The following is a 15,811-nucleotide window of genomic DNA, read 5'->3' as shown; positions in this document are numbered from 1 at the left end:
GCTCAAGGGCTTGGGTCTGAGTCGCCCTGGCGGCTTGCCTCAGCTAGCTGCAGGTTGCGTCGGATGATGGCAGCAGGTGTGCGCTCGATGATCTGGATTTGCTCAGGAAACCAGGCGACCAGGAAATAGTTTTTGCGATCAACAAGACGATGGATGACGCCATCATAGCCCAGAACCTTTTGCACCGCGTTATTGAAGGCGCGGATCTCCCCCTGGAAGAAATCGTTGGAGAGGTTGTTCAAGCCCCTCAGGACTGACTGGAAGCCTGCATAGGCCGGTGCCGCATCGCTTATCACTGAAGCTTGCGAGTCACTGCCCAGATCACCCCACTTCCACAGCCCCTCTTCACGGGATTCCTGAGGAGCAAGTCGGATGATTTCGCGCACCTGGGCCTGGGTGATTTCGCCTTCGTAGTCTGAAGGCAAAGGGTTTTTCATGGTAATATCAGCAATGTGAATGGTCGGGTTTATCCTTAATTGGTCTGTGCTGAGACTGGACTTGTCCGATGCATACTTGAGAGCCTCGTCGAGGTGGGTTGCAAAATAAAAGCCCGAGCCGAAGATATCGTCGCCGTGCTCGGTGAAGGCATAGTCAAATCGCTCTATGCAAAATGGGCTACCGTGGTAGGCCCTCCAGGTGCTTTTGCGCATGGGGAAACCTTTTTCTTTTCAGTTTCCCACAGGAGCAAGGCCCTACTCCAACCTCAAAGCCCCAATTCCTCCATGCACACGTCTTCGAGGACGGAGTCAGGTAATTTCGATAGATCGGCATTGTTGGAGCTGACCATCAATTTTTTCCGGATGAAGGTATATTGATCTGGCGTCAGCGCTGCTTGGAGCACAGTATTTATGTCCCTACGCTTGAGCTGGGCCAGGCTATAGAAGCATCCCTTACGGCGTGCTCGCTCAATAAGACTCAGTGCCGAGAGTTTGGTGATTTTGGCTGGCAGTTCGGGTAGTTTTTCCGCTTCTGACAGTAATGCGCTACTGATTGTCAAAGTACGGCCATCAAACTGATGATTGTTTATCATGCTCAAGGCAACATCAGGGTAGTCCGCGACCAGCATGGGGATATTGTCGATGAATGATGGATGATCAAAAAAAATCGGCTTTCGCGATGCCCCGGAGCGTATATAGTTAGCCACCATTTCTGGTGTTACATTCCACTTTCCAGCAAGTCGCTCGAACAGCTTTGGCCGAGAACTTAAAAAACCTACAATGCAAAGATGATCATCTTCAGAATAACCACGGAAAGGGGTCTTGGCGATATGATTGACTTGTTGCTTGGTGCCAAGTCTTTGCAGCAGGTGGAGATTAATACCTTCTGCAGCAATGTTCATTGCCTTAACCTTTCGGCGATCTTCTACTCGGACGTGGTAAATCCCCAGGCCATTGTCCAAGAGCTCTTGCAAGACCCTAATCTCCAAGTCGTTTTGACAGGGCTCCATGTCAAGTCTGTGATCGATCAACAGGGCTATGGTTTCCTCCAGTTTCTTGAATCGCTCCTGTTCGGCCAGGTCGACATGTGCCAGGTCATGTAGTAGCGTCTTAAGCGCTACTAACGGATCAATCGAGTCATGTCCTGACCTGTCAGCGCGCATCCACCGATCCGGATACTTTGAGTAAGTATCAATGATTCTGATGGATTCAGCATCCAGAGATTTTTTTTGCAGGGGCTGTTCTGGGAAGTTGTCGGTAGCGACGAGTAGCTCAAGCAAGTAGGGGTCTTCGTACGCGGAGGGGCCGACTTTAAGGAAAGATGACCACGACAGCATTGAAATCAGCAGTGGCCCTTTTTGGAACTTGGTGGGAAGGTGGTCAATTTCTACCGCCTTGCTGAGCAGGGCAAGTTTTATGTTGGCGCTTATGATGCCATCCTTGTCTGTGATAGGCCACTTACCCATGGATTGAATTTTCCGACCTATGTACCCCCTAAAGGTCTGGCACCCTTGCTCAGGGCAGAACATGTATTTGAGAACATGGAATGGCTCCGGGGCGTCCCCGAGGTCATCTGAGTTCAGAATGGCTAGGGTTTTCGGGACGCTCAGTCGCATTTTGAAAAAGCCGTGGATGATCAATGTGATCACCAGCGCAAGCACCCAGAGTATGGCGACAACGTCATTCAGGCGATAGATCAACCGCTGCCGCCAGCCCCAGATTTTTGATGTGCGGTGTGACATAATCCCTCCTGGCCTTGGGTGAGCAATCGTCATTCGGTGGTCGTACGGCAATATACACAAAAAACGAAGCATCTGGAACAGGCGTTTTGGTCATGGCATAATCAAAGAAAAGAGGTTTCCCATGAGCAATCCCGCCGCGTCAGCCGTTGAACCTTCCCTGAAAAGCAATGCCGCACCCCTGCTCGAAGGTTCTGGGGGGGCTGCAGGCCTTGTCAGCGCCAAAATTGACACCTTGTCCGTTGTGCTGCCCAGCGACCCCAGTGCAGAAAACATTACCACCCAGGCCTCACGGAACATGGGCTTCGAAAACGCCATGCGGGCCGCTACCGAGTTCAAGGAGTCGCACTCAAATGATGACCCCAACGCATTGCAACGGCAGAAAGCCATGCAGATGGCTAACGCGTTTGAGCGCATGAGGCCTCAGGAGCAACCGTACAACGAGGCGGATGCGATGTACCTGACCTTCAAGAAAATGGTCGAAGGCATCATCAATATGCTCAAAAAGGTATTCGGCAAGGGTAATGAAGAGATGTCCAATGGCTTTTCGGGCTATGGCGCGGACTACGACAAACTTGTCGCCAAAATGGAGAAGAAGCTCAATGAATTTGAAGATCATGCGCATGAGATGAAAAAGGAGCAGGAGCATTCGAAGGATGTGGGCAATGGCCCTGCCGGCCCTGGCGGTGCCTTCGCGCCGGGCCCGAAAGCCTGATAATCGCAGCAAAATATCCTGCTCACTGCGTTATACTGGCTGCATGTACTGATCTAGGAAAGCACATGCAGTCCACACCTCTCTCTCGCTACCTGGGCGGCGTCAAGGATGTCGTTACTTCGTCCTTCGCTGAGGCCTGGATTACCGCCGAAATTCTATCCATTTCTACTGGGGCTCATCGCTACTTGGAGCTGGTTGAATACGATGGCAATCGCCGTGAAGTTGCCAAGGCCAGTGCCGTGATCTGGAAAGGAGACGCGGCGCATGTGACACGGTTTGAAGCGGAGACCAGCAACAAGCTTCAATCGGGCATGAAGGTGTTGGTTAAGGTCAAGCCGATCTTCCATGAAAGCTTCGGCTTCAAGCTGCGGGTGCTCGGCCTGGATTCAACCTATACGCTGGGTGACATGGAGTCCAGACTCAGGGACATTCGCACTTTTCTGAAGGAAAAGGGCGTTTACACCCTCAACAAAAACCTGGCCATGCCTGATGATTTCACGCGCCTGGCAGTGATTTCGCCGCCCGATGCGGCAGGGCTTGGTGACTTTCGGGTGGAGGCTGATCGCCTTCATGCCCTGGGCATCTGTCAGTTCGACTACTTTCATTGCGCGTTTCAAGGGGAGAATCCCGGCGACCTCATCGTCGATGCGATGGCCAAGGTGGTGAACATGCATCGAGCGCTGCCCTACCAGGCGCTCATCATCATTAGAGGAGGAGGTGACAAGTCAGGGCTTTACCAGCTCAACCACAGGCGCCTGGCACATGCCATTTGCCGCACGCCCATGCCGGTGATGATTGGCATTGGTCATGAGCGCGACAAGCTGTTGCTCGATGAGGTGGCCCACAGCCGATTCGCAACGCCCAGCCTGGTGATTTCCCATATCAAGGAAACCATTGTCCGAGCAGCAAACGAGATTCATGAAAACTTTCTTAATCTCACCCGTATTGCTCATCAGGTGCTCGACCGGGCAGAGCATGACGCTGACACGCGCATCGTCCAGCTGCTTGACCATGCGCAAGCACAGTTAAGCAACGCTGAAGCGCGGGCGGATAGCGACATCGAGCGCCTGGTAACTGCCGCTGAAATGCAGCTGGACAAGGCCGAGTCTGGCAATGAGCGGTCGATGGATCAGTTGCGCGCACATACCGAGATCGCCCTGCAAACCATCATGGAGCAGGCGAATCAGGATCTTGAACTGGTTTTTCACCATGCCCACAAGCAATTGGACAAAGCTGAGGCTCAGGCCGATCAGTGGATTTCCGAAGTGATGGCTGCTAACCCCCTGGCCATTTTGCAGCGAGGCTATGCCTATGCACAGAGCCCGGACGGATTTGTGACATCTTCGACCCAGGCACCCGCAGGAACCTTACTCACACTCACATTCAAAGATGGCCCGGTCAGGGCTGTCGTGGAGGCATCGCATGACTGACACCAATACCAACACCATCAACCACGCCCAGATCCTAAAGAATGCGGTGCTTGCCCTGTCGCCGGGGCAGATGCCAGAACCCAATGTGGAGCTGGTGATGCCGATCGTTTCCGAGGGCGTGAATGCCTACAACCACATCAAGCAGCGTACCGCCGCGATCCGTGAAGAGCTCAGCGCGGCGCAGGGCCTGGTGCGGTCATAGGCCTAGGTCTTTGCTCAGCATGTCCTCTTGCTGACGTGGTGTGAGCAGGGCAATGTATTGCCGATCCTTGACCAGGTTGTTCATGACCATCTGCTGTGCGAAGCGCTTGTTCTTGGGTAAATGCGCCAGGATTCTCGCGTCGTCCATCTGTTCGACCAGGCAGCGCGCCGCCTTGTAGAATTTCGCATGAGGGTTTGCGCTGTCATTTCGCATTCCGCTTCTCGCCGCGTTTCTTGCGGCCTCAAGTAGGGGGACATCTGTTGAGCTTGGTGGATTTTTCGAAGCCCGCTTGAGGATCTGCTCATAGCAGACCTGGATCAGGCAGGCGTCGACAAGCATCTTCGGATCCAGGGCGGCCATCCTGGAGACGATTGGGTTTTCCGGGCTGTTTTTGCTGGCGCGCTGGTAGGCTTTAAGGACTTCATAACCCATTTGATCCTTGAGAAATGCATACAGCTCGCGGCGGTCTTCTTCATCAAAACCCTGGGTTTCCGCTATCATCACACTAAAGCTTTCGAGATTCTCGGGCCTGAGCGTGAGACTGACGCCCTCCCGCCTGGCCACGATTGCGGTCAAGCCAGCATAACCGTTAGCAGGAACTTCGCGCAGATCCGGTGCAATTGACACCTGACCTGCAAAGGCAGGGTGGGTGAGCACACGCCTGGCCAACGCTTCGTGAATCTGGCGATGGCTGGCAAGGCCTGCCTGCCCCCTTTCCTCGCCATATAGCAGGTGAGCATTGAGCTTGCCCATAACGCCCGAGCCAATAGGGAGACGCTCATCGTCCGCCAGGATCGGAAGGGCGACATGACCCAGGGCGCTTACCAGCTTTACCAGTGATGCGCTGTGCATGGCGGGGCGCTTGATATGACTCAAGAGGCCGGCAACGCACTGCTGATGTTTGTCGAAAAATTGCTGCGAGCAATAATACGCTTTGTCACCTAGTAAACGGGCAGTCACATCATAGTCGTTGAAGCGAAAATCGTCGCCAAGGTGCGTGATCAGGGTGGTGAAAACCTCACCGTATTTGCACGCGTAGCTCGGCGTTTCCGCAATGTGACACAGCAGCGTATTGCCAATTTCAGGATCTAGGAACACGTCCTTGCCAAAAACCATTCTGAACAAATCCAGGTGTTGCTCAAACTCCTCGCGATAATCCTCTTCCACAGCCATGGCCCGATCACTGCGAGGCAGCAGATGGCAAACAGCTTCGCGTTTGAAATCATCACCCAGGGTCGCGGCATAATCCTGGAGGAGGGCGATGAAGCCCAAGATCTTGTCGTTACCAGCAAGATTCGCAGTGCGAACACGGGTGTAAAGTGTCAATGCGCCCGAGAGATCGCTGAAGAAGCCAGGCTGTTGAGTTACGCCGTTTTCAACCAGGTAGTCAAGGAGGTCGCGTTTCTGCCACAGGAACGCGCCATCCAAAAGCCAGTTCATGGCCTGGTGTTTGAGATCCCCCTCCATTTGGGAGAGGGTGCGATCGAAGTCAGCGATCAAGCTTCCCCTGGAGCCAGGAAGCACGCATAGCGCCTCCTTGTACTCATCGGATGCATCGATCAAAGGGGTGTGATTCAGATTCATGGTGCGCTCCTTTTGATCAGTATGCCGGTGACGACAAACCGAGGGCAAAGGGTGACTTAGAGTGCTTGATCCCCGCGCTTATCCGACGCCACAATACCAAGAAAGGAGAATACCCATGCGCCACCAGATTGATTCACAGCGATTGGAAGCCCTGCAGGCAAGCATTGAACGCAACACGCTTGCCGTCGACTACCCATCGACAGAGAGCAACACCTTCGCTGCGTTTCGTGACGCCTTCTGGGTCAACCAAATGGCGGTGAAAAGTCTTGCGGCACATCTGGGCACTGGCCGCAGCCCAAATGCCCCGCATGACGCCTTCATCAAGGACATTACCCCGCTTCTCAACGCTTTCGAGCAATGGCCCGACAAAGACAAGTGGCAATTCATCAATCATTGGTGCGACAGCCTGAGTGTGCTCACCTACACGAAATTGATGCCCGCCATTGCCAGCACCGAAGCGATCGGTCAGTCGGGTGTGGTGAGCCTGATTTCGAAAGAAATCGAGCTGGCTGCCACCCTGGGCGTTCCTCCCGATGAGAAGCGAATTGCCGGCTGGATTCAGTCCTACACCGGACGGATCAACCTCCTGCCTTGCATCAGCAACATGATGAGGGATCAATTCAAAGACTCTGACCTGATCGACACCGCCCTGGCGGGTCTGGTCAGCAAGTACGTGGGCGGGCACGACAGTTTCAACGCGGTTGCACGGGACAGTGACTTCTTCATTGCCGTGGACTACCCCAAGACGTTCGCGAAGTACCTGGAGCACTTCACCAAAACCAAGCTTGAATTCGACGTTATCGAGGTGTTTTTCCGCGACATGTTCATCTCCGGGGCAGGTATCAAGCCTTGCTACCTGGCGGGATATAGAGCAGCCCTCGGGGATGAGGCAGTTATCGAACTCTTTGCGACCAATGTGCTCGGACGGCGTAACTGCAGCGGTAGTGGGCCTGCCACTTCGTTCAAACTAGCCCTTTCAACATTTGGGGAAGACGCGCTGCTGAGCACCCCCCAGCTTGAGGCCGAGCTGCGCAATATGCAGCGCGAAACCCCGGCCCTGGAACTGCTTCACTGGATCTTAACACGGTGCATGGCCATGCAAGACGTGGCGCCCAGGCTGCATGAAATGTGTGTGCGCCGCCTGCCCGAGCTGATGCCTCACTTTCGATGCTTGCCCGCTGCCCCCATCATGACCTCCGGTGTGCGTATCCTGGGCGGAGAAGGCTTCCTCAAGCACTATCTGTCAGCACTGCGCAAGTGTTCGACAAGAATGTCGCCAATGTCCCCGATTTTCGCTTGTTGGCAAACGAACTGAAGACCGCGAGCAAGGATATCCATGCGATGACTGATTTCGAAATCATTGAGTACGCCTATGCCACGCAACGTCAGTCGAACAACCCGGTAACGACCTCAATCCGCAATGCTTGCCATTTCGCCGGGGTGGAAGAAACTGCAAAGATTGCAGGTGCCATGAGCATCCAGGCGGCGGAGAATCTTTACCTCTCAATCGCTCCCGAACAAAAACGACTTGTGGTTGAGCACTTCCCCAACTCGCAGGTTCTGGCACTGGAAAGGGATCTCGGACTATGAACAAAGGCAGTCAGCAACCCACAAGTGCTAAAGAGCCCCAAGGCATGAGAAGGCTGCGAGAAAAAATGTGTGGCTGGTCGGATCTGGTGAGAACGGCTGGCAACGATGCGCTTGGCGGCGAGTACCTGGAGCGATTCTTCCGAGAGGAGGCCTCCACGGAGGAACTGATCAGCTTTGTCGCCGAAGTTCAGGCCATGTGCACCACACCATTCTATGCCGTGACCGGTGACGACCCGGTGGCCAAAGCCCTGGCGAAACTGGCATCGGTCGGCACAGGTCAACTCAAGGTGCGCTTGCAGCCCGTGCTGCGCGGCCTGGCAGAGCTTGATCGCGGCGAAATCGTACGGATAGCTGAAACCAGTGATCCCTTCATCATGGCGTTTCTAATCAACACCACGGGTGTCGGCAGCAAGGACTTTGTCCGAGCTGACGAGAAAGGGCGTGAGGATCAGCTTGGTATCGAGCTGGGCTTGTGAGCATAAATACCTGGTGATGAAAATTGCCTTGATCCAGAATCCCTTATACAATAAACGTATAAATCGAAGACGGAACCAACATGGCAAGCATCACCCGCACGATCAACAGATTCGAGCTGGCTTTTGGCGCTGAGGATGGCGTTCCATTCTGTGCCTTGATATGGCCAGCCAGCGAAGGGGATATTCCCTTTACCAATGAACCCCACGCCCAAAAACACCTAGATGGATTTGTCTTGTTCAATGATTCAAAAGACGTGGTCATTGGCTGCTTTGGTGTGAACCCAGAGTCCCTGGAAAGCATGAATGCGTGCCATTTGGTCATTCTGCGACAAACCGCAGACGGGTATCAGCAGCTAGCGATCAAGCCATTTTCAGAATCATCGGCGATACGCCTGGCGCCTTGATCAAATCACTGGCACTTATGAAACCTTCGCGCTACCATCGGGGTAAGCAGAGGTGCCATCCATATGTCTTCGAATTCTCTCCAGATGACTGACTCCAGCGCCAAGCCCGACTTGTCGGCAGCGATCTCGAAATCTGCTGCCGCAGATGAAATTGATTCATTTCTCAATGACTGTACATTCCAGGGGCGTTGGGCTGACCTCAAAGTGGCCCTGCGCTATCCCCATGTGAGGGCCAGGCTGGCGAGTCATATCTGGGATATGCAGGATCAAGCCATGGCGGAGGGAAAAACTGCTGAATTCTGCAGTGCCTTGCCCACGCGACTCGACGCCGCCACCGCTAAAGTGGCGATGAATTATCCCTACCAGGCAAAGTCCGCTGACCTGACCCAGAAGATGCTGGCGCTGGGTGCCAAAGTCTCGGAGCAGCAGTTCGCCGATGCCTGCGAAAAGTACGCCAGCAAGCCCGATGCGTACCACCGAATGGTCATTGAATTGGCCGTGCGTCACGAGATGATCAGTTGGCAACACACGCTTGGCTTTGACAACCTGGACGGTTGGCACGAACTGCTGATACGGGCTGACCGAGACAGCAACCCGTCACTGTACCTGGTGGCCTCCTGGCTGATGACGGCCAAGCAGAAGCGCCAGGCCATTCAGTCTTGCCAGACCGAGGCTCGCCTGCTGTTGTTGATCAAGCACATGAACCTGCCCAAGCGGTGGCAAGAACAGGTTCCGGAAGCCTTTCGTGCAGCCGCCCTGGCTTATGAGCTGGGCGTTTGAGGCGCGCTTTGCGGCGCTGCATATCGAACGAGAACTTGCTCATAGGCCTGCTGGCACTCAAGGGCCATGGCTGGGCACACATGACCACAGACCTCCACCACCTGCATGGCAAAACGGGCATACGCGATGACGTGCTTTGGCGCCCATTTTGGGGGTGAGTCCAGGATCTCAGAAAGGTTGGCGAGCTTGTCCGCCGTCCTGACCAGGCCAGCCCGCACGCTGTAACCCTTGGCGCGGGCAATCTGCTCGGCCCTGCGCTCTTCTCGCGACACGCCGTTGAGATCAGTGAGCTCAAGCACCAGCGCCAGCACTTCTGTCCCCGACTCCCTTTCTATGGCGATGGCCACCTGCGGGTCATGCTCATTCTCCTCGACCGCATCGTGCAGCAAAGCCCCTGCCAAGGTAACGGGGTCTGACGCGCCATGGCGCCGTAAGATGGCAACCAGCGCCAAAGGGTGTTCAATGTAGGCGCGCCTGCTCTCGCCAGACCTGTATTTGTCCGCATAGATCTCCCGTGCCAAGGCCTCGGCTTTGAGCACAAAATCGTCTTCATTCGTGGCCATCGGGCGTGCTACTCTGGCTTAAATCATAGGGCAATATATCATGAATCCGAAAATAAAATCGTTCCTTGACGATAGAAAGTTCGTTCGCCTGTGGGCGCCTTATCCTGAGCTTGAAAGCACCGTGCGGGCATCCCTCGAAGCGGTGTTGGAAAGTGTCGTCGAGACTGCAACGCTATCTGAGCAGGCGATGCGATTTCTCAGTCAGGAGCTTGTCGGCAAGGCACTGGAATCCACGCCGCTGCACCAGCTTGAAAAAGTCTCCTATCGCATTCAGGAAACCCTGCGCAACGTCATACGCTGGGGCGAGCAGCATTACCCCGACAGCAGCTTTGTGGATGCGCGCACCCATGTGAATTTTTTCGAGGGGATGGAGGGCTATGCCCAGCGGCTGGTCGAATCTCGCCACTTCGACGACCTGTTCAAAATCATCGGGGTTATTCAGGCACAACAGGTTGGGCAAGGGCGGCTTGATGCAGTGTTTGTCACGGATGTGTTAACCCATATCGGTAAGACCGGCGACACTCAAGCCCTGGATGAGCTTGTCAGCGGCATTGTCCAACATGGCAAGGAGATTTTTGCTCAATACACGCCCTCGCTGGTGAACATCAGTGGCGAAATGGTGATGCACACGTTCAGACAGGTGGCTGCCGGAAACTACGACATTGCCTCCCCGGACATCAACCGTGTGGTGAAGTGCATCATCCAGGGGGTCAAAGAAAAGGGTTACCTCGACGCCACCGCATTTTCCGCAAAGGTGATGTCCATCATCGAGGACTCGATCGCTGATGATTACGCTCGGGCGAGCTTGCTGGTTGACTACAACGCGGTAGGTGCAGCGGCGGAAAAGGTTATTCCGCATGAGGTGCATGGCAGCGGTTATGTCGTTGAGAATGAAGCGGCGCGCTTTTTCAATCCCTGTCGGGTGCTTGGTCATTCAGTAAGTGTGGAAATCAGTAAAGTCATGAGGGGACGTTCAGCAACCCCCTGGCGCAGTGAGGCAGCCCTCAATTGGTGCAGAACTTTCAACCCTGACACGCTCAACCTGGATCACCACGTGCTCCTGAGCCTGAGTCAACCCCCCGAGGTTAACAACAACGATCGCTTGCACAGCAAGTTCCAGGGTATTTTTGAAAACATCAAATCCCTGAGCGACCAGGATTTTTCCTGCCAATACTACGAGTCGTCCTGGGAGGATAAGCAGCTTCGGTATGAAGGGCCCTCGGGCGCTCTCTTCATGCAACTGCTCAAGGACTTCACCACGCTCAATGGCCAGAATGGGCCAAAGGGTGATAGCGGGGGCCAGGTGCTGTCCCCAAAGGTGGCCAGTGATGTGAAGCGAAATCCTCATCTGGCAGAACACTTTCTGCACCTGTGGGCAATGATAACGGCGTGTGGCTATCAGGCTGAAGCCCGACGATACCTAGCCGAATTCTACACGGGGAGCTTCAAATCGCTGGACTTCTGGATCAAGCACACAGGCGACAGCCCCCTGAACTATTCGTCGTATGAATGGTTTAACGAAGCCAAACTTCAGGTAGATCTGGGGCTATGATGAGCAAATTCACCTATCGTGTACCGGAACCCACCATTAACGGCCTGGCCGGTGGCTGGCGGAGGCTGGGAGACGATGAAGTCGATCCATGGTTCGAGACATTCTGGGGGGCCATTGAGCGGGAGTTGTGCACGTACCAGCCCCCGGTTGATGCCCAGCGGGCTTTCTCCTGGGCGTACACTCGCAGCACCCTGGTAAATGAAGTCACGGCAGCGTTCAACCGCTTCCCGATGCAGGCGTTCAAACCCGAACGACTCTCAAGGCTGCTGCTGGCCACCGCGTCCGTGGAGCTTAAAAACAGCCTGTTCGCCGCGCATATCCGCATGCGGGGCATCGCGCAATACCCGAGCATAGACGTCTATGAGTTCAAAGAGGGGCAGGATTGGGATTATCATCCCTTCGAAAAGGTCGGTGAAAGCGACGTGTTTTCATACCTGCTAGCAGTCAAGGCCAACCCTTTCATGGAAAATGGCTACCTCACCGATGACGTGCTGACGAACATGGGTCTTGATCAGCTGGCTAAGCTGATCGACCTGCTCGACGAGAAGTTGATCAGCACAGGCACCAATGGTACTCAAGATGCGAACAACCTGGAGGCGATTCTTCGCGCCATGCAGCTGCAATACCCAAACTGTGACGTCCTGGGGTATGCCGGTGCCTATTGGCGCTCCGTTGGACTGATGTTCGGTCATTCAGAACGCTCCCACCTACACAATACTTGGGACACCCTTCAAGCGGTGATCATTGAAACCCAGTCGCAATTGCTCTTTGACCGCACTTGTGCGCACATGGTCGCAAACCCTGGCATGGCCGTTACTGTTGATGATGTGCTCGATATCGGGTTCAGCATTGCGGCCTATGATGACCCGAAGGCACCCTCCAGTGAGGACAACCCTCGTTTTTCCATTGCCCGATCGATCGGCAAGAAGATACTGGCCAATGAAACACAAAAAGCCATCTTGGAATGGACGGGGGATCCGCTAAGGCGAGGCACAAAAGCCAGCCCTGAAGTCGCAAAATTTCTTTACCAGTCCATAGCACCCTTGCTGGCGCGCTATGATGAGAAGCTGAAGGCTAAAAGCTGCCACTTCAACCCAAAGTCCGTTTCAACCAAGAGTGTCTTGGATGATATCAGCGAAGGCCAATGGCTACGCATGCGCTTGCGCCTGGAGTATTCTTCGTCCTACCGGGATGTCTTCGACTCCATTCCTCTTCACCAGGTATTTGAAGCTGTCAGGGAAGAGTCCTTGGACATTGTCGAGCTGGTTGCGCCGCACATTGAGCAAGCCGGTGAAGCCGATTTGCGCAAACTGTTCACGAAGCTGCTGACCATTGACCAGGCAAACCGGAAACTCGGTAACGACCATACAGTGAGGCTCGCCCTCTTTGGCCAAGCGTACGCGCACAGGCTTAGCACCAAGCCTTGTGGCTTTCTCTTCGACGATGTCAATGAGGTCGACCAGGTGGCTCGGGGGATCAAGCTGCTTGAAAACCTGGGTGCCAAGCCCGCCGTAACGGATATTCTGGAGCGAAAGCAGAATGAGCAGCTTGCCACCCACTTACTTGAAATCGACATGGGGCTTTGACACGATGCACGACTCAATACGCCCAACCTCGGCAACCGAGATGAACCGCCTGTGTGAGCAGCTGCGCATGTCTCGAATCGAGCTTGGGCATGCACGGGAATGGAATCGGGAGATCGATTACGCTGGGATCATCACTCAGAGCCTGGAAGCCTGTGAGCAGCTGATGGGTTTCGAGGGAGTGCCTGCCACCTGCAGGATCTATGTACGCCATGCCCAAGACATGGCGGAGTACCTGCTTGCGAACTTCACCTGGATCGTCAGTGAAACTGGCTTGATGGCCAGGTGTTATGCCATCTGCCCGGTACCAACTGCGCTCGGTAATGCCGCCTCCTACATGTTTTCGGCCCGACTCGATGAACACGAAGAGTATTTCAGGATGGCGGATACCGCTCTGAAACTGGGTGGGGTTCCTTCCGTCAAGCAGATGCACGACATGGGCAGCATTTATTACGACTACGTCAACATGCCCCAAGTCGGCTGGTGCAAGCTACTCCTGAACAACCTCTGCCAAGCCGAACCCTATTTGTTTTCCCATGAACACGAGAAAAATGCCTACTCGCGAATGATCAGCCTCATGCTCGCCAAGGTGTTTGACGAGGGCCATCTTCAATGGGGCGTGGATTACATATTCGCCAACCAGCAGACCTTGTCCACACTGATGGAGTTCGCTGATGGGATGCCTCATTTGGATCCCAGAGCAGATGTAGGCTACGCGCAGGGGGTGTTCCTTGCTGTCATCCGAGCCGCCTCCACCGAGAATGCCCTGGTTGCGCTCCATCAGCACAATCCCGACCTGTACGACCAGGTGATGACTGCAGAGGGGCGGAGCATCGCCCAGGAACTGGCAAACAAAATCATATCACGCGATCATCTGGATTTGACCAACCTGCCTGCACTACCTTTGTTTGGGCAGCGGGAAATCAAATATTTTGCCGAGCGAGCAGTCTTCAATGATCAAGTGCAGCCACTTAGCTTCAAAAACTTCGAGCTTTTAGAAAAACTGTTCACCGCTGCGGGTGGAAAGCCTGGCAGCTTGAAAGCACATTTGAATCGATCCGCCAGGCAGCCGAATGTCCTGGAGACGGGACAGGCATTCCTGGGGTCGATGAGCAGCGAAGCGAGCTTCAGTGCCACGCTCGCTGATGGCCTGGAGCAAATGGGTAGTCGACACCGTGCCTATGAAGGGTCGCTGTCGAATGTCGTGGCAATGCTCTACCTGGACAAGAAGGCGCAAGCCATCTTCTCCGACTCATCGGTGATGGCGCGGCTCTCTGCGTACTTCCTCATCGTGGAAGGTGAAGATTTCCTTGGCTGCATCAGCCAGGAGAAAACGCATTTGTCAGCAGCGGATTTTCATGGCTTGGCGCTACTGGCAAAGCACAGTGGCCATCCCGACAGGGTGAAAATTCTCAACCGTTGCACACAACTGATGAGCGCCCCGGAGTCCATGACGGAACTTGCAAAAATCAGCTTTGAGGACTTTGGCCAGTTGCGACATTACGCGGATCGGTTTATTCCCCAAGATCAGGTGCGCCAGATTTCGTGGGAGAGTGGAAAAATCCTGGAAGACGCCTTGGAGAATGACCTGGGCCTGTAACGGGTTAGTTATAAATTGATAAAATAGCCCTTTGCACCTATCATCTAGGTTTGGAGGGTTTTTCCATGCGCGTACTATTTGCCAGCGAGATGGGCTCGGCGGCTGAGAATTTTCATTTGATGAAGATTGTGGCAGCCGAGCTTCGAGCTCGCATGCCCCAATGTGAAATCATCCTGGCCACCAGCCTCAAGGCTAAAGATGTCGATATCAGTTGGGCGGACAAGGGCTATTCAACACCCAAGTTCACCTTTCGTCACGATGCCGAGGGCGATGGAGTCATCCAGCAGCTGCACTACCTGGGCTGGACGACTGATGAGCTACGCAAGATTCAGTTCAACAACTGGCGAACCCTGTTGGAGGAGCTTGAGCCCGAGCAGGTGATCTGCTGCAATGCCCCCGGCGCCGTGATTGTGGCCACAATGCTGGGTTGCCCCTGCCTGACCCTTGCCACAGAACCCAACGTCGACGAAAGCCGCTCTCTGGAGCTGTTCCCGGAGCTGAATGCCTGGGCGCACGACATGGTGGGTATGGGGGTCGTCGAGCTGACCAATAGGCCCGGCATTGCCTTTCTTTCGTCAATGTCCGATACCCCGCGATCGAGCATGATGCTTAACGCTAGTCCCTTTGAGTATGTCGCGAAAAGCACAGCGATTGGGCCACCGCTCTTGATTGGCAGACTCAATGACGACTGGAAGGCTATCCAGCAGCATTTGCAGGCCTGTGGCCTGACACCTGAGCGCATTGGCACTTCAGAATTATTTTCTGATGACACGCTGGCGCGACTGGCTTGTGCCAAGCCGTCCTTTGTCTTGGGGGCTTATGATTTCGCCTCCACGTCGCTGGCGCTGTCCCTGGGCGTGCCGTACCTTGGCATGCCCCAAACTGAGCTTGAGCGCCGACAGGCGGCGCAATTGGAAGCAAGCAAACGCAGCTACCGGATCACAAGTGATCCGGTAATGGTCGATATCCTCCTGGGCAGCATGCCCGGCTTCCAGCGGGATGCCGCAGCGCGGCATGAAGCCGACCAGGGCGGCTTCTGCAGCATCGAAACTGCGCTGGACATGGTGATCTGAAGACAAGGGCGGTGTTGAACTCATGCAATGCCGGCGCGCCGTCCCGCCTAACGGTCATGCTTGCAGTGGGCATCACGCCAACA

General features: G+C 54.7%; 16 protein-coding genes. 12 read left to right on the top strand and 4 right to left on the bottom strand.

Going from position 1 to position 15,811, the window contains the following annotated elements:
* Positions 1-2: 2 nt before the first annotated feature.
* The gene (locus DV532_RS29705) at positions 3-650 is read right to left on the bottom strand and encodes a hypothetical protein (RefSeq protein WP_056797841.1); all 648 of its coding nucleotides are present in this window, start codon (positions 648-650) and stop codon (positions 3-5) included.
* Between the two features lie 53 nt (positions 651-703).
* Positions 704-2,179: a hypothetical protein gene (locus DV532_RS29700; protein WP_056797844.1), complete on the bottom strand. Its 1,476-nt coding sequence runs from the start codon at positions 2,177-2,179 to the stop codon at positions 704-706.
* A 121-nt stretch (positions 2,180-2,300) separates the two neighbouring features.
* Here DV532_RS29700 and DV532_RS29695 point away from each other — a divergent pair, with 121 nt between their 5' ends.
* The 3 genes from DV532_RS29695 (at position 2,301) to DV532_RS29685 (ending at position 4,523) form a co-directional block, all read left to right on the top strand.
* On the top strand, positions 2,301-2,891 hold the full coding sequence (locus DV532_RS29695) for a hypothetical protein (protein WP_056797847.1): 591 nt from the start codon (positions 2,301-2,303) through the stop codon (positions 2,889-2,891).
* Between the two features lie 65 nt (positions 2,892-2,956).
* Entirely contained in the window at positions 2,957-4,321 is a 1,365-nt protein-coding gene (gene xseA, locus DV532_RS29690) for an exodeoxyribonuclease VII large subunit (RefSeq protein ID WP_056797850.1), read from the top strand.
* Entirely contained in the window at positions 4,314-4,523 is a 210-nt protein-coding gene (locus tag DV532_RS29685; protein ID WP_056797853.1) for a hypothetical protein, read from the top strand. Before xseA ends, DV532_RS29685 begins: the two co-directional genes overlap by 8 nt.
* On the opposite strand, the gene DV532_RS29680 is transcribed toward DV532_RS29685, so the two are convergent.
* Positions 4,518-6,107 (bottom strand): hypothetical protein, encoded by a 1,590-nt coding sequence (locus DV532_RS29680; RefSeq protein ID WP_056797856.1) that lies wholly within the window; start codon positions 6,105-6,107, stop codon positions 4,518-4,520. The genes DV532_RS29685 and DV532_RS29680 overlap by 6 nt on opposite strands.
* Before the next feature lie 115 nt (positions 6,108-6,222).
* On the opposite strand from DV532_RS29680, the gene DV532_RS29675 reads away from it, so the two are divergent.
* The 5 genes from DV532_RS29675 (at position 6,223) to DV532_RS29655 (ending at position 9,357) form a co-directional block, all read left to right on the top strand.
* A complete protein-coding gene (locus tag DV532_RS29675) occupies positions 6,223-7,422 on the top strand; it encodes a hypothetical protein (protein WP_120715527.1) in 1,200 nt (399 codons plus the stop codon).
* 26 nt (positions 7,423-7,448) lie between these two features.
* Entirely contained in the window at positions 7,449-7,697 is a 249-nt protein-coding gene (locus tag DV532_RS29670) for a hypothetical protein (RefSeq protein ID WP_120715526.1), read from the top strand.
* Complete coding sequence (locus DV532_RS29665; protein WP_156675879.1) at positions 7,694-8,173, top strand: hypothetical protein; 480 nt, start codon at positions 7,694-7,696, stop codon at positions 8,171-8,173. Before DV532_RS29670 ends, DV532_RS29665 begins: the two co-directional genes overlap by 4 nt.
* Positions 8,174-8,253: 80 nt before the next feature.
* A complete protein-coding gene (locus DV532_RS29660; protein WP_056797863.1) occupies positions 8,254-8,577 on the top strand; it encodes a hypothetical protein in 324 nt (107 codons plus the stop codon).
* 273 nt (positions 8,578-8,850) lie between these two features.
* Complete coding sequence (locus DV532_RS29655) at positions 8,851-9,357, top strand: hypothetical protein (RefSeq protein WP_056797866.1); 507 nt, start codon at positions 8,851-8,853, stop codon at positions 9,355-9,357.
* Here DV532_RS29655 and DV532_RS29650 read toward each other — a convergent pair.
* Positions 9,339-9,896, bottom strand: a complete 558-nt coding sequence (locus DV532_RS29650; protein ID WP_162241118.1) for an HD domain-containing protein — start codon at positions 9,894-9,896, stop codon at positions 9,339-9,341. The two genes, DV532_RS29655 and DV532_RS29650, sit on opposite strands and share 19 nt — an antisense overlap.
* 64 nt (positions 9,897-9,960) lie before the next feature.
* On the opposite strand from DV532_RS29650, the gene DV532_RS29645 reads away from it, so the two are divergent.
* The 4 genes from DV532_RS29645 to DV532_RS29630 all read left to right on the top strand — a co-directional run bounded on the left by DV532_RS29645 (position 9,961) and on the right by DV532_RS29630 (position 15,728).
* Positions 9,961-11,472 carry a hypothetical protein gene (locus DV532_RS29645; protein ID WP_056797871.1) on the top strand — a complete coding sequence of 504 codons (1,512 nt, stop codon included), beginning with the start codon at positions 9,961-9,963 and terminating at the stop codon, positions 11,470-11,472.
* Positions 11,472-13,058: a hypothetical protein gene (locus DV532_RS29640; protein ID WP_156675880.1), complete on the top strand. Its 1,587-nt coding sequence runs from the start codon at positions 11,472-11,474 to the stop codon at positions 13,056-13,058. The genes DV532_RS29645 and DV532_RS29640 overlap by 1 nt, the downstream gene beginning before the upstream one ends.
* Positions 13,012-14,655, top strand: a complete 1,644-nt coding sequence (locus tag DV532_RS29635) for a hypothetical protein (RefSeq protein WP_156675881.1) — start codon at positions 13,012-13,014, stop codon at positions 14,653-14,655. Before DV532_RS29640 ends, DV532_RS29635 begins: the two co-directional genes overlap by 47 nt.
* Before the next feature lie 65 nt (positions 14,656-14,720).
* Positions 14,721-15,728 carry a hypothetical protein gene (locus tag DV532_RS29630; protein WP_056797878.1) on the top strand — a complete coding sequence of 336 codons (1,008 nt, stop codon included), beginning with the start codon at positions 14,721-14,723 and terminating at the stop codon, positions 15,726-15,728.
* Positions 15,729-15,811: the final 83 nt, after the last annotated feature.

It is taken from the genome of Pseudomonas sp. Leaf58 (assembly GCF_003627215.1).
In the GTDB taxonomy this organism is placed as follows: Bacteria; Pseudomonadota; Gammaproteobacteria; order Pseudomonadales; family Pseudomonadaceae; genus Aquipseudomonas.
The sequence above is the reverse complement of the archived record's forward strand: the minus strand, read 5'-3'. Positions and strand labels throughout refer to the sequence as shown.